17 protein-coding genes are annotated in these 24,346 nt (G+C 51.8%); 8 read left to right on the forward strand and 9 right to left on the reverse strand.

What is annotated here, in order from left to right; translation table 11 throughout:
• The first annotated feature begins 75 nt into the window (after nucleotides 1-75).
• Complete coding sequence (purU, locus tag J2X05_RS09805) at nucleotides 76-936, forward strand: formyltetrahydrofolate deformylase (protein WP_310071918.1); 861 nt, start codon at nucleotides 76-78, stop codon at nucleotides 934-936.
• Nucleotides 937-1,033: 97 nt separating this feature from the next.
• On the opposite strand, the gene J2X05_RS09810 is transcribed toward purU, so the two are convergent.
• On the reverse strand, nucleotides 1,034-2,239 hold the full coding sequence (locus J2X05_RS09810) for an MFS transporter (protein ID WP_310071920.1): 1,206 nt from the start codon (nucleotides 2,237-2,239) through the stop codon (nucleotides 1,034-1,036).
• 179 nt (nucleotides 2,240-2,418) lie between these two features.
• Here J2X05_RS09810 and J2X05_RS09815 point away from each other — a divergent pair, with 179 nt between their 5' ends.
• Nucleotides 2,419-2,859, forward strand: coding sequence for a DUF4174 domain-containing protein (locus tag J2X05_RS09815; protein WP_310071922.1), 441 nt, complete (start codon nucleotides 2,419-2,421; stop codon nucleotides 2,857-2,859).
• Between the two features lie 37 nt (nucleotides 2,860-2,896).
• Here the strand turns inward: J2X05_RS09815 and glgP are convergent, their stop codons facing one another.
• From glgP to J2X05_RS09830, 3 genes are read right to left on the reverse strand one after another with little or no spacing between them, the layout of a single operon-like run.
• A complete protein-coding gene (glgP, locus tag J2X05_RS09820; protein WP_310071924.1) occupies nucleotides 2,897-5,443 on the reverse strand; it encodes an alpha-glucan family phosphorylase in 2,547 nt (848 codons plus the stop codon).
• Nucleotides 5,430-8,216 (reverse strand): cation-translocating P-type ATPase, encoded by a 2,787-nt coding sequence (locus J2X05_RS09825; RefSeq protein ID WP_310071926.1) that lies wholly within the window; start codon nucleotides 8,214-8,216, stop codon nucleotides 5,430-5,432. Before J2X05_RS09825 ends, glgP begins: the two co-directional genes overlap by 14 nt.
• A gap of 32 nt (nucleotides 8,217-8,248) precedes the next feature.
• Entirely contained in the window at nucleotides 8,249-9,247 is a 999-nt protein-coding gene (locus tag J2X05_RS09830) for a 2-hydroxyacid dehydrogenase (RefSeq protein WP_310071928.1), read from the reverse strand.
• Between the two features lie 176 nt (nucleotides 9,248-9,423).
• Here J2X05_RS09830 and J2X05_RS09835 point away from each other — a divergent pair, with 176 nt between their 5' ends.
• A complete protein-coding gene (locus tag J2X05_RS09835; protein ID WP_310071930.1) occupies nucleotides 9,424-11,388 on the forward strand; it encodes an AsmA family protein in 1,965 nt (654 codons plus the stop codon).
• 32 nt (nucleotides 11,389-11,420) lie between these two features.
• Here J2X05_RS09835 and J2X05_RS09840 read toward each other — a convergent pair whose 3' ends face one another.
• The 4 genes from J2X05_RS09840 to J2X05_RS09855 are packed head-to-tail and all read right to left on the reverse strand — an operon-like array spanning nucleotide 11,421 to nucleotide 14,941.
• A complete protein-coding gene (locus tag J2X05_RS09840) occupies nucleotides 11,421-12,002 on the reverse strand; it encodes a PqiC family protein (protein WP_310071932.1) in 582 nt (193 codons plus the stop codon).
• Nucleotides 11,995-12,999, reverse strand: a complete 1,005-nt coding sequence (locus J2X05_RS09845) for an MlaD family protein (protein ID WP_310071934.1) — start codon at nucleotides 12,997-12,999, stop codon at nucleotides 11,995-11,997. The genes J2X05_RS09840 and J2X05_RS09845 overlap by 8 nt, the downstream gene beginning before the upstream one ends.
• Nucleotides 12,996-13,766: an ABC transporter ATP-binding protein gene (locus J2X05_RS09850; protein ID WP_310071936.1), complete on the reverse strand. Its 771-nt coding sequence runs from the start codon at nucleotides 13,764-13,766 to the stop codon at nucleotides 12,996-12,998. The genes J2X05_RS09845 and J2X05_RS09850 overlap by 4 nt, the downstream gene beginning before the upstream one ends.
• Before the next feature lie 2 nt (nucleotides 13,767-13,768).
• The gene (locus tag J2X05_RS09855; protein ID WP_310071937.1) at nucleotides 13,769-14,941 is read right to left on the reverse strand and encodes an MlaE family ABC transporter permease; all 1,173 of its coding nucleotides are present in this window, start codon (nucleotides 14,939-14,941) and stop codon (nucleotides 13,769-13,771) included.
• Between the two features lie 150 nt (nucleotides 14,942-15,091).
• On the opposite strand from J2X05_RS09855, the gene J2X05_RS09860 reads away from it, so the two are divergent.
• Nucleotides 15,092-15,463: a DUF6164 family protein gene (locus tag J2X05_RS09860; protein ID WP_310071938.1), complete on the forward strand. Its 372-nt coding sequence runs from the start codon at nucleotides 15,092-15,094 to the stop codon at nucleotides 15,461-15,463.
• A 47-nt stretch (nucleotides 15,464-15,510) separates the two neighbouring features.
• Here the strand turns inward: J2X05_RS09860 and J2X05_RS09865 are convergent, their stop codons facing one another.
• The gene (locus tag J2X05_RS09865; protein WP_310071939.1) at nucleotides 15,511-16,365 is read right to left on the reverse strand and encodes a 6-carboxytetrahydropterin synthase; all 855 of its coding nucleotides are present in this window, start codon (nucleotides 16,363-16,365) and stop codon (nucleotides 15,511-15,513) included.
• A gap of 245 nt (nucleotides 16,366-16,610) precedes the next feature.
• On the opposite strand from J2X05_RS09865, the gene J2X05_RS09870 reads away from it, so the two are divergent.
• Genes J2X05_RS09870 through J2X05_RS09885 form a run of 4 tightly spaced genes read left to right on the forward strand, consistent with a single transcriptional unit; the run spans nucleotide 16,611 to nucleotide 24,345 of the window.
• Nucleotides 16,611-17,165 carry a YfiR family protein gene (locus J2X05_RS09870; protein WP_310071942.1) on the forward strand — a complete coding sequence of 185 codons (555 nt, stop codon included), beginning with the start codon at nucleotides 16,611-16,613 and terminating at the stop codon, nucleotides 17,163-17,165.
• 1 nt (nucleotide 17,166) lies between these two features.
• Nucleotides 17,167-19,884: a response regulator gene (locus J2X05_RS09875; protein WP_310071946.1), complete on the forward strand. Its 2,718-nt coding sequence runs from the start codon at nucleotides 17,167-17,169 to the stop codon at nucleotides 19,882-19,884.
• Nucleotides 19,881-22,340, forward strand: coding sequence for an EAL domain-containing protein (locus tag J2X05_RS09880; protein WP_310071949.1), 2,460 nt, complete (start codon nucleotides 19,881-19,883; stop codon nucleotides 22,338-22,340). The genes J2X05_RS09875 and J2X05_RS09880 overlap by 4 nt, the downstream gene beginning before the upstream one ends.
• Before the next feature lies 1 nt (nucleotide 22,341).
• Nucleotides 22,342-24,345, forward strand: coding sequence for a TonB-dependent receptor plug domain-containing protein (locus J2X05_RS09885; protein ID WP_310071953.1), 2,004 nt, complete (start codon nucleotides 22,342-22,344; stop codon nucleotides 24,343-24,345).
• The last annotated feature ends 1 nt before the right edge of the window (nucleotide 24,346 follow it).

Consider the following 24,346-nt stretch of genomic DNA (forward strand, 5'->3'; position numbering starts at 1 on the left):
TACACCCGCTTGATCCCGTAGGCTTGCCGGCTATTCATAGTCACTGTTTTGAGATAACCAACGGGAATTCACGCAATGTCTGCCGTCAAAGAGATCGTTTTAACCTTTAGTTGTCAGGATTCCAAAGGCTTAGTGGCCGCTGTTGCTACCTTATTTGCGACCTTGGGTTTTAATATTAAAGAGTCTTCTCAATTTGAAGATGTGCAAAGTAACCGCTTTTTTATGCGCACCGTATTTGAGTGCCCGGTGGGTTACAACCTTGGGCAGATTCGCTCGCTGTTTAAGCCGCTCGGTGAACAGTATCAAATGGATTGGAATATTTTCGATAGCCACACCAAACCGCGTGTGTTGATTGCAGTTTCCCAGTGGGGACATTGTTTGAATGCGCTACTTAATAGTTGGAAAAATGGCTCGCTGCCGATTGATATTGTGGGTGTTGTTTCTAACCACAATGTAATGCGCGATTTAACTGAATGGTATGAATTGCCGTTTCATTATTTACCGATTACTCCAGATACCAAAGCTGAACAAGAAGGGCAGTTGTGGCAATTGATGCAGGATTTGCAGGCGGAATTTTTGGTGCTCGCACGCTATATGCAAATTCTCTCCGACGATTTGTGCCGTAAATTAAATGGCCGTGCGATCAATATCCATCACTCGTTTTTACCGGGTTTTAAAGGTGCAAAACCTTATCACCAAGCTTTTGAGCGCGGTGTAAAACTGATCGGTGCGACCGCGCATTTTGTTACGGCCGATTTGGATGAAGGCCCGATTATCGAGCAATCTGTTGAACGTGTATCCCATGTGAATTCGCCGGATGAAATGGCGGAAATTGGGCGCGATATTGAGGCGGTGGTGTTGAACCGCGCGGTGCGCTGGCATGCTGAGCATCGGGTGTTGTTAAATGGCACCAAAACGGTGGTGTTTTCGCGATAAGACTTTTCATAAGTCTGTTGGTGAAGAGGTGTATTATAAAAAACGCGGCGATATGGTTATCGCCGCGTTTTTTATTGGAACCAATAATGTGGCTACACTATTTGCTAGTCGCCTTTTTAGCCGATGCTGCCAGCGCCAACAGCCCCAGCGCAACAATCCCAAACGACACATTCAAACTGCTCAACTCCGCGATAAAACCAATCACCGCTGGACCTGCCAATAATCCCGCATAACCCATACTGACCACTGCTGAAATTGCCAAGCCCATCGGCATGGAATCTTGATTGCCGGCGGCGGTAAATAGCACCGGCACTATGTTGGACGCGCCCACGCCGATCAGAGTAAAACCGATAAATGCGACGGCAGTAAAGGGGACAAATACGACGAGTAAAAATCCTGTGGCGGCGCAGAGCCCGCCCCAAAGCACAACCCGGGTGCCGCCGAGGGAGTTAACAATTTTATCGCCAGTGAAACGGCCAATGGTCATAGCGACAGAGAAACAGGCATAGCCCAAACCGGCGAGGACAGGATCGATCTCGCGTACGCTGTTGAGGAATACAGCGCTCCAATCCAGCACCGCACCTTCCGATAAAAAGGCGATGAAACAGAGGCTGCCGAGCAGTAATACTTTGCCGCGCGGCAATACAAAAAAGGGTTCGCGTTCGCCGCTGATGTTGTCGGGGTTGTTGTCGTTATTGCTCTTGGGTAAAAGATCTTTTGCGCAATAGGCCAGCATCAGCAGCAATACGGAGGTGAGGCTCAAGAGCGCGTGAAAGGGCGATAAACCCAGCCACAACAATGCGCTCATTACCACTGCCCCGAATATCCCGCCCAAACTGTAAAAACCGTGGAAGCCCGACATCATCGCCCGGACGCTGGCTTTTTCCACGACTACGGCTTGCATGTTCATGGCCACGTCGGTCGCGCCGAGCATCATCCCGAATATCAGCAAGTTAACAGCCATGCCCCGCACGCCGGGAGCGATCGCGAGGCACACCAAACTCAAACACATCAACAATAGGCTGCTGGTGATAACACGGCGGCACCCGTAGCGATTCACTAATAATCCCGTGACTGGCATGGCGAGTAGTGATCCAACACCAAAACACAGGATTAAGAGGCCGAGTGTGGATTCGCCAATCGCGAGGCGCGCTTTGACAAACGGAATCAGCGGCGCCCAAGCGGACATGGCGAGGCCAGTGATGAGGAAGGCGAAGCGGGTGGACATTTGTTGAGCGAACCCCAAGGTTTGGGGGGCTCCGGTGCTGAGTGTCGCTGGAGCGGGTAGATCCTTGTCAAGCATAGGTTTTCTCAAATAACGGTTGTGAACTGCGGATAGTAAGTACTAAGGTGGGGGGATAAAAAGTGATTGGTACTATAACATCGGGTCTGCATCGCCCGAGTGAGGATTTGTTAATTGCAAGCCGACTAAGGGCTTCGCCCGAGGCAAAAAAAGCCAATTACGCGCGGAGGGTAAAGTTTATGAGATCGGTTTTTATTTTTATCCTGAGTTTCTTCTCCATGTCTATTGCTGTGAGCCAGGACAATCCTTTTGGTGTGTATCAGTGGCAATACAGGATTCTCGTAATTTATACAGCAGATAATTCCACTGACGAATTTCTTGGGCAGGTACAAGAATTTACTCAAAACAAGGATGCCTTTGAGGAGCGGGATTTGGTTGTTTTCCAGATTCACAATGATGTGCTTGTCGCCATGACCAAACAGCCTGAGATGGCAACTATAAACGCGTTGTCCGTCAAAACTGCCTTGGGTATTGCCAAGGATGATAAGTTACAGGTGGTACTGATCGGTAAGGATGGTGGCATAAAGCTGCGAGAGAGTCAGATGGTTTCCAGTCAGCAGTTATTTACGTTAATTGACGGCATGCCCATGCGGCGCAGCGAAAAGAAAACCCCGAATTAAATCCTGAGGCCTACCTTTCCATGTCATGTATTGATGATTACGTCTGCCAACAAATCAGAGTGGTCTCGATTGGCACTTGCACCTGTGGGTGAGCGGGAATCACCCGCAGGCTAAAATCGCCAGCGGGGCGGGCCTTCGGCAGCAAGCCGCTGTAGTGATAGGTGTTGGCGATACCGGCGCGGGTAAGTGTCAGGCTGATGCGTTCTGCGGGCTGTTTGCCCTCGTTATCGGCGATTGCCTCCACGGTAATATTGTCCGGTGTAATCGCTCCGAGGTAGATATTCACCTCCAACCGCCAGCCTGTCTCGGCGTCAGTGAAACTGCGCTCGCCGATATGAATTTCATGCCAATGCCTGTGTAAATGTCGCGTCCAGTCATTGAGGGTTTTGGCGAGCTGACCGTGGTTTTCAACCCGCGCCTGAAACGCCGTGGCGGCGGGTAGGTAATGCTTCTCGATGTATTCCTGCAGCATGCGATTACTGCTAAAACGCGGTGTGAGTTGCGCCATGCTGCTGCGCATCTGCTCAATCCATTCACGGGGTATGTCTTCGGCATCGCGCGCGTAAAAGCGCGGGATAATGTCGTTTTCCAACAGTCGATAAAGTTGCTCCGCGTCAGCGCTGTCTTGCGCAGGATCATGCTCCTCGCCGTCACCAAGCGCCCAGCCAAATTCCGCTTTGTAGGCCTCGGCCCACCAGCCATCCAATGTGGATAAATTCAATCCGCCATTAACCAGGATTTTCATCCCGCTGGTACCACTGGCTTCCCAGGGGCGGCGCGGGTTGTTAATCCACACATCCACACCTTGAACCAAATGTTGCGCGAGGCTGATGTCGTAATCTTCGATAAATAGCAAATGCTCCGCTACCTCTGGCCGTAGCAAAAACCTCTGCCAACCCTGCAGTTTGGTTTTGCCGATAGTGTCGGCTGGATGCGCCTTGCCCGCGACAATCAACTGCACCGGGTATTTGGGATTACACAGGATACGTGCCAGTCGCTCCGGGTCATGCAGCAGTAAATCAGGGCGCTTGTACTCGGCGAAACGCCGCGCAAAACCCAGGGTGAGAATATTGGGGTCGAGCGGCAGTTCAATCGGAATCTCGCAGTTGGGGGAGCCCGGGGGCAGGTTGGTTTCAACGAGTACTTCATGGCGCCATTGGCGCGCGAAACGCTGGCGAGCGTAGTCCACCAAACGCGCTCGTCCGCTGGCGGCCATATGCCAGAGCTGTTGGTCAGTGACTTGTTGCAGGGCGTTGGGATTCATTTTTTGCAGGTCATCCCTCCACCGCTCTTTGCCATAGGCTTGGGTCCAGATGGCATCGGCTTCGGGGGAATCCCAGGTCGGCATATGTACGCCGTTAGTGACATGGCTTACGGGCACCTCGCGCTCGGGCCAGCGCGGAAATAAGGGTTGGAAGATCCGCTGGCTCACACGCCCGTGCAGTTCGCTTACGCCGTTGCTGTGCGCGCAAGTGCGCATAGCGAGATAGGCCATGTTAAAGGGTTCATTGGTATTTTTGGGATCGGCGCGCCCGAGGACCAGAATATCGTCCAGCGTCACCCCCATAGCCAGCGCCGATTCTCCCGCATAACGGCGCAATAATTCGGTGGGGTAGCGATCAAACCCGGCGGCAACGGGCGTATGAGTGGTAAACAAGTTGCCCGCGCGCGTCGCCCAGAGTGACTCCCAAAAGCTGGTGTTATTTTCCACGCTGAAGCTGCGGATGCGCTCGAGCGTGGCAAAGGCCGCGTGGCCTTCGTTCAGGTGGCAGATGTCGATATCCAACCCGAGGGTTTCAATCAGCCGCCAGCCGCCGATGCCCAGTGCGATTTCCTGCACCAGCCGCAGCTCGGTACCGCCACCGTAAAGTTTGCTGGTAATGCCGCGGTCGTGTGGTTGATTGCAGGGATGATTGCTGTCGAGCAGATAGAGTTTTACTTTGCCGACCTGTGCCACCCAGATACGAAACCGCACCCGGCGGCATAAAAATCCGGTTTCGATATCCAGCCAGCGGCCATCGCTATCGCGCAGGGGGCGGATGGGCAAACTGCCAGGGTCGTTGTAGAGATAAGTTTCTTCCTGCCAGCCATCGCGGTTCATGCTTTGGCGAAAATAACCCTCTTGATACAAGAGCCCAATCCCCACCAGCGGCAGCCCCAAATCGCTCGCGGTTTTGAGATAGTCGCCAGCGAGAATACCCAACCCGCCAGCATAGAGCGGCAGGGCATCGCAAATGCCAAACTCCATACTGAAGTAGGCGATACCGCGCACCCCGGTGTTGGGTTTATCGGGTTGGTTGAGATAGGTGCGCGAGTACCAACCCGGGTCGAGCAGATAATATCGCCGTGCATCGACAACTTGCTGCAGTTGCGTAAGAAATACGGGGTCACTGGCGAGCTGTTCGAGTGTGGCACCGCTGGTGAGTTGCAGCACACTTACCGGGTTGCGGGTCTGCTCCCAAACCTCGGTATTCAGGCTGCGCCAGAGTTGGTCGCTGGCGTGGTTCCAGTTCCAATGCAAGTCAGCTGCAAGCTCCTCCAGTATCAGCAGCGGCGCGGGTAGCAGGCGTTCAAAACCGGGCATGGGCTGATACTCCCTTGGTGATTTTGTTGTAACGTCGGGCGATAACTTTCTCCAGCTCGACCACCAGCAAGATCGGGCTGGTGGCAAGTGCAATGATCAGCCAATCCGCAAGGCTGAGCGCGGCGACGGCAAAAATGGTGTGGCTCAGAGGAAGATAGGTGAACAGCAACTGGAAGATAACTACCACAATAATCGCCAGGAGGCTGGGGCGTATGCCGTGCCAATATCGAGTGTGCCAGATCGAATCGTAAAACGTGCGCGCGGTCAGCAGATAAAAACATTCAAACAGCACTAGCGCATTCACCGCCATAGCGCGTGCCTGTTCGATACTCGCTCCCTGTTCCAGCTTCCAGCGAAACAGCGCAAATACAGTGGCGGCGCCCAGCCCACCGACCAGCAAAATCCGGTATAGCAACGCAGTGGTGAGTAAGCCCTGGCGGCGGTTACGCGGCGGGCGCGCCATGATGTTAGCCTCGCTCCGTTCAAATACCAGCGCCAACGCGAGGGTGACAGCGGTGATGGTATTGACCCAGAGAATTTGCGCCGGGGTGATCGGCAGCATCCAGCCAAACACTATGGCGAGGATAATAATGCTCGCCTCGGCCAAGTCGGTCGGCAGAATAAACGCGATGGATTTGACGATATTGTCGTAGATAGTGCGCCCTTCAGCGACGGCCTGCTCAATAGTGGCGAAGTTGTCATCGGTCAGCACAAAGGCGCTTGCCTCGCGCGCGGCGTCTGTCCCTTTCATGCCCATCGCGATGCCGATATCAGCAGTGCGCAGGGCGGGGGCATCGTTAACCCCGTCACCGGTCATGGCAACCGTGTGGTGGCGTGTTTGTAAGGCTTCAACTAATTGCAATTTATTGGCGGGGCTGGTGCGCGCAAAAATGTCCACCGTTTCGGCGATCTGGCTGAAATCAGCGGGGCCCAGTAAGTCCAGTTCGGCACCGGTCATCACCCGTTTGGCATTGAGCCCGAGCTCCTTACCGATCGCAGCTGCAGTGACCGGATTGTCGCCGGTAATCATCATCACCCGGATGCCGGCATTGTGGCAGGTATCAATCGCGGCTATAGCCTCGGGGCGGGGCGGGTCGCTCAAACCGGCGAGTGCCACCATCACCAGGCCTTCGTCCATATCCTGGTGTGTTAGCGATTGCTGGTCGTCGGGAAGATGTTTGTAGGCCAGCGCCATTACCCGCATGCCTTGCGCGGCCAGACTATTGAGTTGTTGTAGCCAGTAAGTTTTATCTAGCGGCTCATTTCCGGTGATACCTAACTGCCATTGGCAAAGTTCCAGCAGCCGGTCGGGCGCCCCTTTTACGGCCATGGTTTGGACACCATTTTCAGCGCTGTGTGATACCGCCATGTAACGCTTTTCCGACTCAAATGGAAGTGCATCCAGCCTCGGCCTCAGTTGTGCCCGCTCAGCGGACAGGCCAAATTTGAGCGCCAACACGTAGAGTGCCCCTTCGGTTGGGTCGCCATGCAGCTGCCAACGATTGTTGGCATGTGTGAGGTTGGCGTCGTTGCATAACAGTGCGATGCGGCAGGCGCTGGCCAACTGCTGATCATCAGTGTGAATTGAGCTGGCGTGGTGTTCACCCTTGCGGCGGAAATCCCCGCGCGGTTCATAGCCTTCGCCACTGATCAGATAATGGTTATTGGCGGTAATCAACTGGCGCGCAGTCATGGCATTGGCGGTAAGGGTGCCGGTTTTATCGGTGCAGATCACATCCACCGAACCCAGCACTTCCACCGCGGGCAGGCGGCGCACCAGCGCATGTTCCGTTGCCATGCGCCCCACACCCAATGCCAAGGCAATAGTCACTATTGCGGGTAGTCCTTCAGGAATGGCGGCGACGGCGATACCAATGGCCGCCTGGAACATCTGCGCGATAGTGTAGTCGCGAATCAAAATACCAAAGGCCATAGTTGCTGCCGTCACCACCAAAATCACGAATGTCAGCTGCTGTGCGAGTTTGCCTAGCTGGCGCTGTAAGGGTGTTTCAGTGACTTCGACTTTCTGCACGAGTTTATTGATAGCGCCGATTTGAGTACGGCTGCCAGTGTTAACTACCAGCCCGCGCGCAGTGCCTTGCGTCACTAGCGTGCCCATGTAGGCCATGTTGTGGCGCTCTGCCAGTAAGGTGTCGGCTGGGAGCGTAGTTGTTTTTTTGGAGGTGGATTGGGATTCACCGGTCAGCAGGGCTTCATCGCAGCGCAGCTCCCTGACTTCAATCAAGCGTAAATCAGCGGGTACGCGATCACCCGCTTGCAACATCACCAGGTCACCCGGCACCAGATGGCTGCTGTCAATGGTGATGCCGGCGCTCACCATGCCCGCATTGCTGCGCACCACCATGCATAGGCTTTTGCTCAACGACATAATTGCGCGCAGTGCCGCTTCGGCTTTTCCTTCTTGCACATAACCTATGCCAGCATTGATCAACATGACGGTAAAAATCACGCCTGCGTCGATCCAATGCTGGAGCAGCAGGCTAATCGCCGAGCTAATTAACAACACGTAAATAAACAGGTTGTGGAATTGCCGCAGCCAGCGGCGCCAGGCGGGAGTTGGCGGCGTAACCGGCAATTGGTTGTCGCCCCAGCGCCTACGCCTTGCAGTGGCCTCAGCCTCGGTGAGGCCAGCGGCGCTGCAATTAAGCGCGCTAAATAATTGTTCTGGTGTTTGGGCGTGGGCGTCATCCACTAATGGGGGATCTTTTAGTGAGGGCGAATCGTCGGCGGTTGAATCGGTGATGCTATCCATCGAACTATTCCTTTGTGCCATTGACCAGTCAATTAATTCACGATGCACATCTGTGATAATTCTTCACGCTCAAAGTGCGTGATATTTGCAAGCGTAATAGCAGCGATGGCAGTTAATGCCTCGCGCGTAAAAAATGCCTGGTGGCCGGTGATCACCACATTGGGGAAGGTCAGCAAGCGTGCAAATACATCGTCTTGCAGCAGGAGGTTGGAATTGTCTTCAAAAAATAAATCACCTTCCTCTTCGTAAACATCCAAACCAAGGTAACCAATTTTTTTGCTTTTTAAACCGCCAATCACTGCCGGCGTATCAATTAATCCACCGCGCCCGGTATTAATCAGCATCACCCCCGCTTTCATTAGGCTAATTGCGTCGGCATTGATTAAATGATGAGTGTTTTTATCGAGTGGGCAGTGCAGGGAAATAATATCGGCCGTAGGCCATATATCGCTGAGCGCCACGTAATTCACTCCATTCGCGGCGAGGATCGGTGCGGGTTGGGGGTCATAGGCTATTACTCTGCACCCAAGACCCTGCACAATTTTTGCAAATACCTGGCCGATTTTTCCGGTGCCAATTACCGCCACAGTTTTATTCACCATATCAAAACCGAGCAACCCATTTAATGAATAATCATTTTCACGCACGCGGTGATAGGCACGATGCAAATTCCTGTTGAGCATAAGGATCAAGCCCAACGCGTGTTCCGCAACGGCATGGGGAGAATATTCGGCGACGCGCGCAACAACTATGCCGAGGTTTTTTGCGGCCACCAAATCTACCTGATTAAAACCGGCGCAACGCAGGGCAATTAATTTCACTCCCAGATTGGTCAATTGTTGCAAGGCGGTTGCATCCAGGTGGTCGTTCACAAAGCAACACACGGCAGTGCAGCCTTGCGCAAGCAGCGCGGATTGTGGATTGAGCTGGGTTTCATGAAACACTAGTTCATGGGGTTGGGTAAGTGCGCTGTTGGCGTTCGTTAAAAATTCGCGATCGTAGGGTTTGGTACTGAATATGGCGACTTTCATGGTGGGTTTCCTTTCAGTAGCGATTCACAATCACATCATAGCCCCAGTTAAGGCGCCTTGTCTGCAAAGGTTGGCGGGTGGCGCGAGAAGGCCAATTTTAGGGTAAGTGTGGCCGCGCACAGAGTTCTGAATACATTTGCAGCGATGATTAAACTGAACCCTTCTTTGGATTTTTTATGCCTCTGTTTTACCTGCCTAAGCGTCCCCTTGTATCGACATTAGTTGGAGTCATCGCTGCCGCTGTGTTACTGATTTCAGTGAGCCTGCTGAGCGTCATACTATTTTCCGAATCTTTGTTGCGCGCGTTGATCGAAGTCAAAGGAAGCCAATTTTTGGAACGTGAAGTAGCTGTAGATGGCAAAATCAAGGTCGAATGGCATTGGGCATACACCCACATTCATGTTGAAAAACTGCGTTTACGAAATGCCACCGATTTTAGCGAGCCGGATATGGCGCGGGTCGAACTTGTTAATCTTCAGTTTAAACCGCTCAGTTTGTTGCGCGGTTATATTGATATCAGCGAAGTCAGTATTATCGCACCTGAAATTTTTTTGGAGCGAAAATCAGTTGATGTCACCAATTGGAATTTTCCCTCGCTCACTAAAACGCATGCCGATGAAATGGTTCCGGATGGTCGCTATGATTTCCCGGTGATTGATCAACTGAAAATCAGTCGCGGTCGCATCTTTTTTAAAGATGGCTTTAAGGGCTTGGATCTTGATTTGAAATTGGATTCTGTTACGGCAAATGACAAAACCACCTTTTCCACTGGTCCGGGTTTTGAAAAAGGTTATGCCGTAAGTGGAACGGGAAAATTACAGGGGCAAGATTTCAGTATTGTTGCGTTTGGTGGCTCGTTGAGCGAGTTACGTGATTCTTCAGTGCCTTTTCCATTGCGCATACAACTTGAAATGGGTGACACCAAGGTATCGATTGATGGGCGATTTCAGGACCCGATAAAAATGGAGGGTGTAGATGCGGTATTAAAAATAGAAGGGGCTAATCTCGCCGATATTTTTTACCTCACCGCCATCCCTTTGCCACCTACACCGAATTACACCTTGGAAGGTCAGCTCACCAAATCCGGCACTGTATGGGCCTATCGCGATTTTAAAGGGCAGGTGGGAAGCAGTGATTTGGCGGGTACTCTGGCATATGCTATTGGTGGCGAGCGTGGTTTTTTAACTGCAGATTTAACATCCAGTGTGTTGGATGCTGCAGATCTCGGTGGATTTATTGGCCTCTCGCCCAATAGTGATTCGCGCAAGTCCACAAAATTAATTCCTGATGTTCCTTTGAGTCGCGAGCGTTTACTGGCTACCGATCTAAACATACATTTAAAAGCTGAAAAAGTGGAGGCACCGAACTTACCCTTTAAAGGAATGGATGTGCACTTCGATTTGCGCGCCGGGGTTTTAAAACTTGATCCGCTCAATCTTGTGCTTGCCGACGGCAGGGTGGAGGGCACAATTGAAATTGATGCGAACCCTGCATTGCCACCCATGAAAATGAATTTAAAATTGCGTCAGCTAAATCTCACTCAATTTTTTAAAGGCACACGTTTTGAATCCAACACTAACGGCTTGTTCGGAGGGAAGTTGTCTCTCGCTGGAGAGGGTAAATCGCTCGCCGACGTGCTCGCAACCAGCAACGGCGATTTAGCGTTAATCATGTCTGGCGGAGAAATCAGTTTACTGTTGATCGAAGCGGCTGATCTCGACATTGGGCAGGCGCTGCCACTATTTCTGGGAAAAGATAAATCCACGCGTATTAATTGTGGTGTAATGAATTTTAATGTTAAAAATGGATTGCTCAGTTCTAATGTGGTGGCTCTGGATACGAAGGATTCACTGTTGGTTGGCAATGTGGATATCGATTTAAAAGATGAAATGATTGATGCACGTTTGGATGCAAAACCTAAAGATAACAGTCTGCTTTCGTTGCGCATTCCGATTACGATCACCGGAGATCTTAAATCCCCATCAATTGGAATCGACAAGGAAAAAACAGCCAATCGTGGTGTCACTGCTATTGTATTGGGGGCGCTACTAACCCCTTTCGCAGCACTGCTTGCATTTGTGGAAGATGGTGACGCGCCTGATGCAAACTGTCGTGCTTTGATAAGGGATGCTCGTAAATAATGGCCACCCCAATAAACAAAAATTCATCGTGGTTAGTTTTGTAGCGCAATGGCTTTATTCATTTCTCCCGCCAATTCGACCAGCAATTTACTGTAAATTCCAGCAATTTGTGCAGGGCTATCTCCGCTGGGTTTGTTGCGCACAAAATGTTGCTGTGTCAGCACGGCTTTGGTTTCGTTATTGATTAATTTCCAGCTGGCGTTGATAAGTGCTTCACCATTGATGAGTTGTAAATCGTAAATGCTGAGGCGCAAACTGAATTTAGGCATGGAATCACTACGCCAGGGAAATGCTTCTATGATGGTGTCTGGTTGATGATTCATTAAATTTACCGTCAACACCCGCATAATTCCCTTTTGTAACGGCTCGCCCCAGTAGGCGTTGTCAGTGGTCAGTAAATGATTGGCATTGCGATTAGTCGTTATTTGGGAATTATGTAAATAATCGGCAACGTCGATTGGTCCCAATCCCAGCGTTCGGGTTATTTCTATCCCGTGATTCGCTGTGGGGGTCGCACTGAGCAAATAATATTGTTTGCGTGGCGACTGCTGACAGCCAGTTATTAAACTGCCGACTAAACATAAAATAATAAAAACGCGCATAGTCTTATTCATCCTTATCCGTTAACTTTTTACCGCGTAAAAATGCTTCAGGTTGTTGGTCGATGGTTTCACTAAGTGTGCGGAACGCCTGTGCAGAACGGCTTACCTCGTCGAGTGTTTCGTTGAGCTGGTTTATCAGTGGTGCATCTTCAGAAAAACTTTGGTGTACGCTGTTAGTGGCTTTATCCAATTCCACTAAACTTTTTTGTAGTTGCACCATGCTCGCTCGCAGTTCATGGGCAACTATCGGTGTTTGCTGGTTAAGGGATGCCAATAATTGATCCAGTTGGCTGCTGGTGTGGCTAAGATTCTTGCTGAGCAGACTCACGTCCTGCCGCATTGTGTTGGCCGTGAGTGTGAAACTGTCGGCTGCTGATTTGACGCTACCCAGTGTTTGTTCAATCATGCCGCTTGCTACAATTTTGTTAAGGTGCAAAGTCAGCTTGTCCAAATTATTAACCAAACCTTTCAAGTTAATCTCTTGCAGGTTTTTGGTGAGTTCTTCAAAACCCGTCGCAACAGTAGGTAGCTCCAGGTGATTTTTTTTGAAGCCATAAAGTGTAGCGGGTGTGTCCGGGAAAAAATCCAATTCTACGTAGAGTAGCCCCGTTAAAAAGCTTTGGAAGTTCAGTTGTGCGCGCAGCCCATTTTTTATGGCTTCTTCAAAGAATTCAATCGACACTTCAGTTCCCTTGCGGCTAATACGTTTTAGCGCTAAATCACCGGTCACTGCAGTCACAATGTTTTTTGCGGAATTATTTTTGTTGCCATTATCTTGCGCATTGCTGTCGAAGTTAATTTGAATGTCAGTTATTTCGCCCAGGATCACGCCTTTTAGTTTAATAGGTGCGCCTACTTGCAGGCCTTGCACCGAGCCCTCGAAATACATGACTACGCGTTCCTTTTGCGAAAACAAGTCTCCGCCGGAAAAGAATAGGAGTGCCAGAAAAACCAGCAATATTGCACCGACGATAAAAGCACCTATGCTGAGCGATTTATTCTTCTTCATTGATTCTCCGCTGCCGCTGTTCCTGCACGGCTTAAAAATTGGCGCACTTTTTCGTGCTGACTGTGATGGAGTAATTCTTTCGGGTCACCTGAGTCCAGCATGGTTTTGGCCTGTGCATCCAGAATCACGCAGTGGGTTCCAATAGATAAAATACTGGGTAGCTCGTGAGAAACGATAATCACTGTTGACCCCAATGCTTTACATATCTGTACGATTAACTGGTCAAGGCGCAAGGAGCTGATAGGGTCTAAGCCTGCTGACGGTTCGTCAAAAAATAATAATTGCGGGTCGAGTGCAATTGCGCGTGCAAGCCCCGCGCGTTTGTGCATGCCGCCGCTAATTTCGGATGGATAAAAAGTTTCGTAACCTGCCAGCCCCACCAACGACAATTTGTATGAGACTGTTTCGGCGATCTGTTTTTCCGACAAGTCTGTATAAAGCTGCAGGGGCAGGGCAACATTTTCGGCAAGCGTCATACTGGAAAATAAAGCGCCGGATTGATAAGTAATGCCCCAACTCTGCAACAGTTTTAATCGGGTATCTTCGCTCGCTTGATAGTAATTAACGCCTTCATACAATACCTGACCTTTACTGGGCGCAATTAAACCAATCATGTGTTTGAGTAATGTGGTTTTACCACAACCGCTGCCGCCAATGATAAAAAATATGTCGTTTTTACTAATATCAAAATTTAAGTTTTGCTGCACTACCCGGCTGCCATAGCCAATGCTGAGATCGCGCACGCTGATAAATGGAGTGGTATTCATCGTTAAATACCCAGCTTGTCGTAAAGAATATTAAACGCAGCATCAGCGACGACCAGATAAACAATGGCACGCACCACGGCATTAGTTGCTGCCATGCCCACCGCATCGGAATTACGACCGCATTCAATGCCTGCCTGGCAACCGGCGATAGCGATTAACACTCCAAAAAATACACTTTTTATCAGGCCTGCCAGGATATCCATCAAGTCAACCGCACCCTGGGTTTGCAAGATGTACTGGCTAAAATTGACATCCATACTGGTGGCAACCAAGGCACCGCCCAACATGCCGACCACATCGGCATAAATACACAGCAACGGCATAATAAAAACCAATGCCAACAAACGCGGCAGCACTAAAAATTCCATTGCGGAAATTCCCATGGTTTTCAGTGCATCAATTTCTTCATTCACCTGCATAGTTCCCAGCTGCGCGGCGTAAGCGGCGCCAGTGCGTCCAGCCATTATCACGGCGGTCATCAGCGCGCCCATTTCCCGCACCATTCCAATAGCAACCAAATCGGCAACATATACTTGTGCACCTAATTGGCGTAGCTGTACTGAACCCAGGTAGGCGAGAATCATACCCACAAGCAGTGCAATCAAGGTTACGATTGCCAGCGCCCGCGGACCCACCTGCTCGATAAAAAAGAAAATATCCTGTGTGCGGGTTTTTGCGTTGCCTCGCAACCAGTGGGTAAATGCAAGGCTGATGTCCCCAATAAAAATGAGCGTATTTGTTAAACCCTCGCCTTGGACTGTAATCGTTTTTTGCAAGCGCGCGAGCAGGCTAATTTTATTGGTGTTGGTACCAGGCTGGTATGGAGGAATGGCAGTCGCCAGGTTAAGTAGTTGTTGTAATGTTTCGGGTGTGGCGCTGGTATCCAAGGCAATCTGTTTTTGTTCACACCAGCGCGCAAGTTGTAGCAATGTGACTGCAAGGCTTGAATCCCAGTGTCGTAGTTCATTGGTGGTAAGGGCGATGCCGTTGCAGTCAGCTGGAATAGCGGCAATCAGGGTTTCACTGTCCGGTGTATGGCCAAGTTGCCAATCACCACACAGATGCAGCTGCAGTTTTGAGGTGGCTGTAGCTGCGGAAGAGGTGCCCTCTATGGGATCGGCTGTAGGTTGATTCCCGATATCAGACTGTTCAATACGAAAGAGCAACGCGTTCATCCTTATCTTTCAAATTGGGTGTTGAGGTCGATCATAGTCGCTCTGGCGCGGAAAATGAAACGCCTAAGCTGGCAAGTTAATACAAATCACTGAGGGAGAACTGTTATCCTGCGCACTTAGCGCCCTCAATAACAAGATTAACCGGACATTATGGCCAGATTATTATTCAAACTTGCGCAAGTGCCTGACGATGAAGCTCAGGAAATTCGCACTATCTTGGACGAACACCAGATTCATTATTACGAAACCGATGCGGGTTTTTTCCGCGTGGGTTTGGATGCGATTTGGTTAGCCGATGGCACGCAAGAAGAGCGCGCGCGGGAGTTGATTCGAGAGTATCAAGCGGAGCGCGCTGTTCGCCAGCAGCAAAATTATGCGCAGTTGGTGGAAGCAGGGCAGGTACCCAGTGTGTGGCAACATTTTTGCGCGCAGCCCATTCGTTTTATTGCAGTCGCGCTGGGAATTATGTTTGTGGCGGGGTTGACGCTAATACCTTTTGTGATGCTGCTGCGCAATGCCTGATTGGCATTGCACAGTGATTGGCTCGCGGCTTGCGAGCCGGTAAATCGTTAGGCTTCGGCAATCGCGCCTTTATTAATCCCTTCATAGGCCTTCACTCGAATAAAGGCTTCGGGATTTTCCTGCCGGGTTTTTTGCGCGATATGGTGTGCAATAAATTCCACGGTGCTGTCGGTGTCGATTAGATAACAGCAACGCGCAGGTAGGATAATTTCAAACGGGCCTTGCTGCGCCTCGTAATTAAACTGGTAATAACTTATACCGGCGTGTTGTAGTTTATCGGTCAAATCGTCGCGTGTGCCTATATAAATATCCTTCCACTCATCGGCCCAGCGCTGTTCCAGCTTGGGTGATTTTTTGCCATTGGCCCAGACATCGATGCGCGAGCGATGGCCGTGGGCGATACGCTGACAGTTGCCCAGATGTTTTTTCAAGCCGTGGCTGTAATGGTAGTAGGCAGCTCCGTCCATTGCTTCCAGAGTGAAATCCAATTCCAGACGCGCCACCGTCATGGGAAATTGCTGTTTGAGTTGGGTGATGCACCAGGCGGCGACAGTCTCTTGGGTGAGGATTTCCGCATCCACAAGGGCGATTGCATCGCGCGGTGAGCGGGTGCTGAGAAATTCGCCATCGTTGCCGAATTGCCAGTGGATCTGCAAAAAATCACCTTCTTCTTCAATCCGGATATTGGGTGAGTGCACAGGCACCGCGAGGCGGTGGTCCAGCTCGGTATCCAGCCAATGGCGCAGGACTTTTTTCACTGTGCCGAAATCGCACACCATGCCCTGTTCATCCAATTCGCCGAAAAGGCGCACATTGGCCAGCCAGGTTTCGCCCAATAATCCGCGCTCTGGGTCAAGGAAACTGAAATCGACATTGGTGAGGTTATCGACAAACAACAACATAAAAACGCCATTCGGGTAGGTTCGGAAGGGTGGGCATAATACCACTTACCTTCACAGAAGTTCTTTCCCTCGTGATTTTCTGCACATTTTCGCCAAGCGCTGAACTCTGGGCTATTCTCAAGTCACTGATTTCTTCTCAGGGTTATTCCTTTTATAAAAATTATTGTCTTGCTAGCCATGGCCGCAAGGGTTTGGTTTGGCTGATAACACGCTTTGTGCGTGCGTCAGAGGAGGTACTTTTGGTTGTGGTGCAAGTGACATGGGCTAGCAAATTAATGTTGCGCTGGGGGTTAGGCTTAATCCTCAGTGTGCATTGTTTGGTGGCATCTGCTCAGGCATCAGAGGCGGGTCTGCGTGTCGCGTTCGTCTACAACTTCCTTAAGTTTATCGAGTGGCCCGCATTACAAGGCTCACAATTCTCCCTGTGTGCGCTGGGCGCGCAGGATGTAACGCGCCAGTCATTGGCGCAGTTGGACAACAAACCCTATCAGCAGCGCCGTATCAAGGTTGTTTATATCGACTCGCTTGATGTCGTCGCTCAACAACTCACTACTTGCCAATTACTCTACGTCCCCAACACCGGGGCCGATCTCCAATTGCCTCAGTCTTTTCCTTCCGGCGTGTTGTTAGTTGTCGACGAAGCAGACCCCAATGATGCCCGCGTCGGTATTTCGCTGCAGCGCACGGCCGATAACCGTATTGAGTTTGTAATGAACGAACAAGCGATCCAACACGCAGGCGTTAAAGTCAGTAGCCAACTGCTCAAACTGGCGAAGAAGCGTAAAGAGGGAGGCAGCTAAGATGCGCAACGTCTCTCTTGCACGCAAAATCAGCTTATTGGCGATGCTGCTGACCAGCATTGCGGTATTGGGAGCGGCATTGGCGAGTACCTGGCAGCAGTACAACTACATCTGCAATCAGGTGAACAACCAATTGCAGATCCTGGCGGAAGCGACAGCGCTCAATCTGGCCGCGCCGAGTATGTTTATCGATACCGATGCGGCTCAGCAAACCCTCGCTGCCCTGCGCGTCGAGCCCAAAGTATTGGCGGCGCGCCTGCATCTGAAAGATCATCAATTGCTGGCGCAATACCAGGTGCCGCAGGATATACACCTCTCCAAAGACGAACAGATTACCGCCAAGGTGTTTTGGGAGGGCGAGCATCTCGGGCAATTGGAGTTGGATGTAACCCTTGAACCACTGCGCACCCAATTTTATGGCCAGATCATATGGGTGTTGGCGATTGCGGTAGTCGCCTTGTTAGTTTGTGGATTGCTTACCTGGGCGTTGATCTCGTCAGTCCTTCGCCCCTTGGGCAACCTCAGCGAACTGGCGCAAAAAATTGGCCGCGAAGGCCAATATCAGGAGCGTGCACCCGAACCTGCGGTGGAGGACGAAGTCGGCCGGCTTACCCGCCGTTTTAATGCCATGCTCGACCGTATCGAGGCACAAGACAGCGAGCTGCGCCTCAATCAGGAGTTATTGGAACAGCGCGTACTGGCGCGCACTATCGAGCTACAAACGGCGCGGGAACAAGCCGAGGCAGCGAGCAAAGCCAAAAGTGAATTCCTGGCGGTCATGAGCCATGAAATTCGCACACCGCTCAATGGCATCATGGGTATGACCGGCCTGTTGATGGACACCGAGCTGGATGCCAAACAAAAACGTTTCGCCCGTGTTGCACGCCGCTCCAGTGAAGATCTGCTTCTGATCATTAACGATATTCTCGACTTCTCCAAAATTGAGGCGGGCAAGCTCGAGCTTGAATATCGCCCCTTCCAGCTAAATTTGTTGGTAGAAGATATTGCCGAGCGCTACGCCCCTATAGCCCAAGGCAAAAAGCTGGAATTGCTGTGCAAAACACCTTTGCCACCGCTCTCGGTCGTAGGTGACTCGGCGCGTTTGGGGCAAATCCTCACTAACTTGTTGAGCAACGCGATCAAATTTACCGAAGCCGGTGAAGTGGAAATTGATATCCAACTGATTGCCGAGCGCGATGGCATGGTGCAACTGGAGTTTGGTGTGCGCGACACCGGTATTGGCATCAACCCTGAACAACAGGCGCGCTTGTTCCAATCCTTTACCCAAGCCGACTCTTCCATGGCGCGCAGATACGGTGGCACCGGTTTGGGGCTGACGATTTCCCAGCGTCTCACCCAAATGATGGGGGGGGAAATAGGTTTGCAGAGTGATGCAGGCAAGGGCAGTTACTTCCATTTTCAACTCAACCTGCAAAAAGTAAACGACCCGCGCGATTACCAATTGGTCGCTGGTTTTGGCAAGTTGCATACCTTGATCGTGGACGACAACCCCACCAACCGAGAAATCCTTGAATACTGGCTCAAATCCTGGGGGATGGCGCCGCTGCTAGCAGCTTCAGCACCCGAAGCCTTGACGCTCCTACGGCAGCAGGCGCAGGCGGGTACCCCGTTTGAATTGATGCTGACTGACTGGTGTATGCCGGATATGGATGGCGGGCAATTGCTGGATGCGCTCGCTGCCGATGCCCGTTTTAACAACATGGCAATTATCGTATTGAGTTCGGCGGGCATGGCAGCGCGCCCTGAAGTGGCAGAGCGCGCGCCACTGCTGTTGAAACCGGTGCGCCAATCGGAGTTGCACAACCTGATTGCGCAAGTCATTGCCGGTGATTTAACCCGAAAATTCCACAGCTTTGAGCCGGTTGTCAGCACCGCAGCACTGGCGAAACTAACAGGGCGGGTATTGTTGGCGGAAGACAATCCAGTCAATCAAGAGGTGGCCACTGCCATGCTGCAGCGTGTGGGCGTGAGCATGAAAATTGCCAACAACGGCCAGGAGGCGATCGATTTATTGCAACTGGAAAGTTTTGATCTGGTATTGATGGACTGTCAAATGCCGATCATGGATGGCTTTGAGGCAACCGCCAGTATCCGCCAGCGCGAAGCTGAATTGGGTTTGGCGGCCATACCGATTATTGCGCTTACTGCCAACGCCATTAGTGGTGACCGCGAACACTGCCTCGCGCTCGGTATGGATGATTACCTCAGCAAACCCTTCGCACAGGAGCAGTTGCACGAGTTATTGGCGCGCTGGCTACCAACGCGCAGAGCCCAGCCTGAAACGGTTGCTGCACTTGCTGCAGTTACTCCAATAAAAACGCAATTTGCCGCTCCGGCACAGGCTCCATCAATTGAAATTGATCAGCAAGTCATTCGCCAACTGCGTGAACTGCGCGAAGGGTTGTTGCCACGCATTATTGGTTTATTCCGCAGCAGCAGCCCTCCATTGCTCGCCCAACTTGAAATGGCGGTGGCTCAGCGCGATGCAGACCTGCTTTATAAAACGGCGCACAATTTTAAAAACAGTGCTGCCAACCTCGGTTTGGTGGAGTTGGCAGCAGCTTGCCGCGACTGCGAGTCCAAGGCGCGTCAGGGTGATCTGGATCAGGCTGAGCAACAGCTGCATAGCATCCAAACACTTTATGGTTTATCGCTACAGGGGCTAGTTGAACTGGAGCGAAGGGAGCAAGGCGAGTGAAAGAATTAACATCGACAGGCATCGCATCGCCTGATTCAGGAGCCGGAGCGTTGGTGTTGGTCGTCGAGGACGATGAAGCCGCGCGCCTGACCACCAGCATCACCTTGGAGCGGGCGGGTTATCAGGTGTTGGAAGCGGCCGACTGCGCCAGTGCTCGCGAGCGATTTGCCGAGCGTATCCCCGATATTGTCTTGCTCGATGTGCTCTTGCCCGACGGAGATGGCTACAGCCTGTGCCGTGAATTTCTCGCCCATCCGCGCGGGCGCGATTTGCCAATCGCGATGGTAACCGGGTTGGATGACATCAATTCCATCCATCAAGCCTATGAATCCGGTGCAACCGACTTTATTACCAAACCGGTTAGTTGGGGCACCTTGCCCTACCGCATCCAATTTATTTTGCGCGCCAAACAAGCACTTAACGAGGCCAGTATCAGTGAAGGCAAGATGCGCGCACTGCTCGCGGGCATCCCCGACATTATTCTGCGCATAGACCGTGATGGCCATGTGATTGATATGCAAGTCGGCACTTACGTGAACGAGATGGAAGAGTGGGTCGTTTATGACCCTACAACAGGTGAAGGTCATTTACCTGGCCCGGTATACCGGATCCTTGCTCCGCAAATCCGCCGGGTGTTCGCGGGTAAAGGTGAACAGTTGGTCGAGTTTGAATGGTCGCAAGCGCAGAAAAAACAGCGCACCTGGGAGGCACGGGTGATTCTGCGTGAGCGGGATGAGGTGGTGATGGTGATCCGCGATATCACCCAGCGCAAACAACAGGAGGCTGAGCTGCGGTTATGGGCCAAGGTATTTGAGGGCAGCAATGAGGCGATCCTGATTACCGATGCGCATCTGAATATTATTTTGGTCAACAAGACCTATGAAAAAATCATGGGCTACACAGAAGAGGAAGTGCTGGGGGTGGATACCGCAACGGTCGGCACCCGGCTGCACTCACACAGTTTTTTCCGCAACCTTGTACATATTCTTAAGGAACGTGGTTACTGGCAGGGCGAGCTGATTAACAAACGCAAGAATGGCGAAAAGTTTCCGACCTGGTATTCGATCAGCCAGGTGCTGAATGCCGACGGCCAGCCGGAAAATTACATCGCCATTTTCAGCGATATTTCCGAGCGGAAAAAATCCCGCGAGCGGATCGACTTCCTCGCCCATCACGACAGCCTGACTGAATTGCCCAACCGCGCGCTGCTCAATGACCGGTTGGAAATGGCGATCAATACCGCCAAACGGCGTGGCGAAAAAGTCGGAATTTTATTTATCGATCTCGACCGCTTTAAAAATATTAATGATTCGCTAGGCCACGCAGCGGGCGACCAGATTTTGCGCCAGACTGCCGCGCGTTTAAGTGCTGCGGTGCGCACCGACGATACTGTTGCGCGTTTGGGTGGCGACGAATTTGTGGTGCTGCTCCCGCGTGTGCGCGATGAACGCAGCCTCGCTGAAGTAGCGATCAAATTGCGCGAAGAATTGCTGTTACCTTACATTCTGGAAGATATGCCGCTGCACTTGAGCCCGAGTATCGGGATTGCGGTTTACCCGGATGATGGCGAAACTCCCAGTACGCTGATCAAAAATGCCGACGCCGCTATGTATCTCGCCAAAGAGAAGGGGCGCAACAACTATCAGTTCTACACCCCGGTGTTGAATGCACGCACGCTGGATCGCTTGAAGTTGGAATATGACCTGCGCTCGGCGCTGGAGCAGGGGCAGTTTGAATTGCACTACCAACCGCAAATTGTGGCGGGCAGTAAAACACTTTACGGCGCCGAGGCGCTGTTGCGTTGGCGTCACCCTGAGCGCGGGTTGGTGCCGCCCAACCACTTCATCCCCTTGGCGGAAGAGATAGGTTTGATCATCCCCTTGGGGGCATGGGTTATTGCCGAAGCGGCGCGGCAAGTCAACGCCTGGCATCAGGCAGGCTTTGCCGATTTGATAGTGAGCGTGAATATCTCTGCGCTGCAATTCCATCAGGCGGGTTTTTTAGCAGAAGTGCAGGGGCTGTTGGCGCAAGCGGGTACCCAACCCAGTGCGCTTGAATTGGAGTTGACCGAATCCATGTTGATGAGTGACATGGAGGTGTCGATCCAGGTGTTGCAAGCCTTCCGTGATCTGGGCTACCGCATTGCCATCGACGACTTCGGCACCGGTTTTTCCTGCCTTAATTACCTGCGTCGCCTGCCGGTGAATATCCTCAAGATCGACCAATCCTTTGTACGCGATATGCAGACAGATGGCGCTTCGCTCGCGATCGTAACGTCCATTATCCGCCTCGCTGAATCGCTGGGAATGGAGACGATTGCCGAGGGGGTGGAAACAGCGGAAGAGGTAGCTCTGCTCGCCAGCCAGGGTTGCAGGTTGATGCAGGGCTACCACTTTTCCAAACCTTTGCCACCCGTACAGTTTGAGGCTTGGTTGACGCAGTGGTTGGCATCTTGATATGAGCGCGCATCGTCTATCGATATGGCTTTTGGCGGCCACTGGTGTCATGTCGATGATGGCACGTGGGGCGGATTATTTGGAGATGGATCTGGAGCAGTTGCTGGAGGTCAAGGTAACGGGCGTAACCCTGCGTGATGAATCCCTTAAAACCGTGCCCTCGGTTGTCACTGTGTTTACCCGTGAGCAGTTGGATACTCTTGGGTTGGATTATTTGTATGAGCTGGTGCGCCTGGTGCCAGGTTTTCAGGTTAACCGGGTTGCTGATAATCCGCTGAATTACACGTTTAGCACGAGCGGTCGGCGCACCGGTAGCCGCGCGCGCGAAATCGCGCTGGTAGTGGATGGCAGGTTATTTGTTGACCCCCGCTCTAGCGGGGCCGACAGTGCTTTTGCATTGTTCCCGCTGGCGAATATTGAGCGGGTGGAAGTCATTCAGGGCCCCGGATCAGCCATTTATGGTTCCGGTGCATTCACTGGTGTAATTAATATCGTGAGTCGCCGTGGCGGTAAATCGCTCAGTGTTGCCACCGGCAGCGACCAGAGGCGCAAGGCCGATTTGCATGTAAACCATTCGCAGGATGATTGGCAATTGAATCTCTTTGCCCATGCCTATGAAGATCAAGGGCAGGATTATCGCTTGGCGAACGGTGCACATACCAGCGACCCGCGTCAGGAACTGGGGTTGGATTTAGGCTTGGCCTATCGCGATACCCGTGTTCAAGTTGCGTGGTTTCGCCTGACTGCAGATGATTTCTACGTGCTTGAAAAAGTGTACAACGAGTTCAATCACTTCCAGCCGCAGTATCGCCACTTTAGCCTTGAACAGGAATTTCACCTGCGCCCCAACTTGCAGACCAAATTGAGTTATCACTACCAGAGCGACGATCAGGATCTGCATGCGCTTTTGTCACCTGCAGGTGCACTAACATCGGTCAGCCAACCGGCCAGCGGAGATCCAGTGCTCACCAAAGTTAATTTCTTTGCTGAGGCGCATAAACTCGCCCTGGCAAATGATCTTTCACTGAGCGACGACGGCAGTATCCAATTTGGCCTTGAGGGGCTGCGCGCGAAAGAGATTGATGCCAAGGCCTACACCAATTTCAATCTGGAGCAGATAGTTAAACGGCAGTTTCCAGTGGATTATTACGGTAATTTTGACAACTTCACGGTAGTCGAGAGCGCCGCCCGCCGCGATACAGCCAGTGCCTATGCCCAGTGGTTGCAAGAACTCGGGTTTGATACCCGCTTGACGTTGGGCATCCGGTACGACCACTACGAGGAGATTGGTGATCACCCCAGTCCGCGTTTGGGCCTGGTACACCAGCTCAACGAATATCACAGCCTGAAGCTACTGTACGGCGAGGCGTTTCGTTCCCCCTCATTTGCCGAGACGCGGTTGACTAATAATCCGTTCATTCGTGGTAACCCGGAGCTTAACCACGAATTGGTCAAAACCTGGAATCTGGTTTGGGTGGGAATGTGGCAAAACACCAGCACCAATCTGGCCGGCTTTTTTAATCGCTATGAAGATCCGATTATCTCGGGATTGGATGACATAGGCGCACGCTCATACATCAACAGTAGCGATCAGCGGAGTGCAGGTGCTTCACTGGATATCAAACACCAAATTGGCGAAAGCTGGTTAATGCGCCTGAGCCTAACCCGTTTTACCGATCTGCCCGATTCCGCCTTCGCGGAGGCAGATCGGCTGGCAGCATATATACTTAACTACCACAAGGGTGTGTGGAACTGGAACCTTTCGTTCAATTATCAAGGCGAGCGGGACTACCTGCGCACCGCCAGCCAACGAGAGCGTTTGGCAGGCTACTGGTTAGCCAATAGTCAGCTAAGTTACCAATTGGTTAAAGACACACGAATCAAACTAACAATCAAAAACCTTATGGATGAGGACTACGCAAGCCCGCCGCAGGGGGCGGGGATTATTGGGGGTGTTCCCAATCGAGCCCGTGAGTGGGGAATAGGGCTGGACTGGCGCTGGTAGC

Origin of the sequence: Cellvibrio fibrivorans (assembly GCF_031457055.1) — a bacterium.
GTDB classification, from domain to species: Bacteria; Pseudomonadota; Gammaproteobacteria; order Pseudomonadales; family Cellvibrionaceae; genus Cellvibrio; species Cellvibrio fibrivorans.

Excerpts from the sequence above, each read along its gene's own strand:
- purU (WP_310071918.1), top strand. The coding sequence starts at position 76 with ATGTCTGCCGTCAAAGAGATCGTTTTAACCTTTAGTTGTCAGGATTCC.
- J2X05_RS09810 (WP_310071920.1), bottom strand. The coding sequence starts at position 2,239 with ATGCTTGACAAGGATCTACCCGCTCCAGCGACACTCAGCACCGGAGCC.
- J2X05_RS09815 (WP_310071922.1), top strand. The coding sequence starts at position 2,419 with ATGAGATCGGTTTTTATTTTTATCCTGAGTTTCTTCTCCATGTCTATT.
- glgP (WP_310071924.1), bottom strand. The coding sequence starts at position 5,443 with ATGCCCGGTTTTGAACGCCTGCTACCCGCGCCGCTGCTGATACTGGAG.
- J2X05_RS09825 (WP_310071926.1), bottom strand. The coding sequence starts at position 8,216 with ATGGATAGCATCACCGATTCAACCGCCGACGATTCGCCCTCACTAAAA.
- J2X05_RS09830 (WP_310071928.1), bottom strand. The coding sequence starts at position 9,247 with ATGAAAGTCGCCATATTCAGTACCAAACCCTACGATCGCGAATTTTTA.
- J2X05_RS09835 (WP_310071930.1), top strand. The coding sequence starts at position 9,424 with ATGCCTCTGTTTTACCTGCCTAAGCGTCCCCTTGTATCGACATTAGTT.
- J2X05_RS09840 (WP_310071932.1), bottom strand. The coding sequence starts at position 12,002 with ATGAATAAGACTATGCGCGTTTTTATTATTTTATGTTTAGTCGGCAGT.
- J2X05_RS09845 (WP_310071934.1), bottom strand. The coding sequence starts at position 12,999 with ATGAAGAAGAATAAATCGCTCAGCATAGGTGCTTTTATCGTCGGTGCA.
- J2X05_RS09850 (WP_310071936.1), bottom strand. The coding sequence starts at position 13,766 with ATGAATACCACTCCATTTATCAGCGTGCGCGATCTCAGCATTGGCTAT.
- J2X05_RS09855 (WP_310071937.1), bottom strand. The coding sequence starts at position 14,941 with ATGAACGCGTTGCTCTTTCGTATTGAACAGTCTGATATCGGGAATCAA.
- J2X05_RS09860 (WP_310071938.1), top strand. The coding sequence starts at position 15,092 with ATGGCCAGATTATTATTCAAACTTGCGCAAGTGCCTGACGATGAAGCT.
- J2X05_RS09865 (WP_310071939.1), bottom strand. The coding sequence starts at position 16,365 with ATGTTGTTGTTTGTCGATAACCTCACCAATGTCGATTTCAGTTTCCTT.
- J2X05_RS09875 (WP_310071946.1), top strand. The coding sequence starts at position 17,167 with ATGCGCAACGTCTCTCTTGCACGCAAAATCAGCTTATTGGCGATGCTG.
- J2X05_RS09885 (WP_310071953.1), top strand. The coding sequence starts at position 22,342 with ATGAGCGCGCATCGTCTATCGATATGGCTTTTGGCGGCCACTGGTGTC.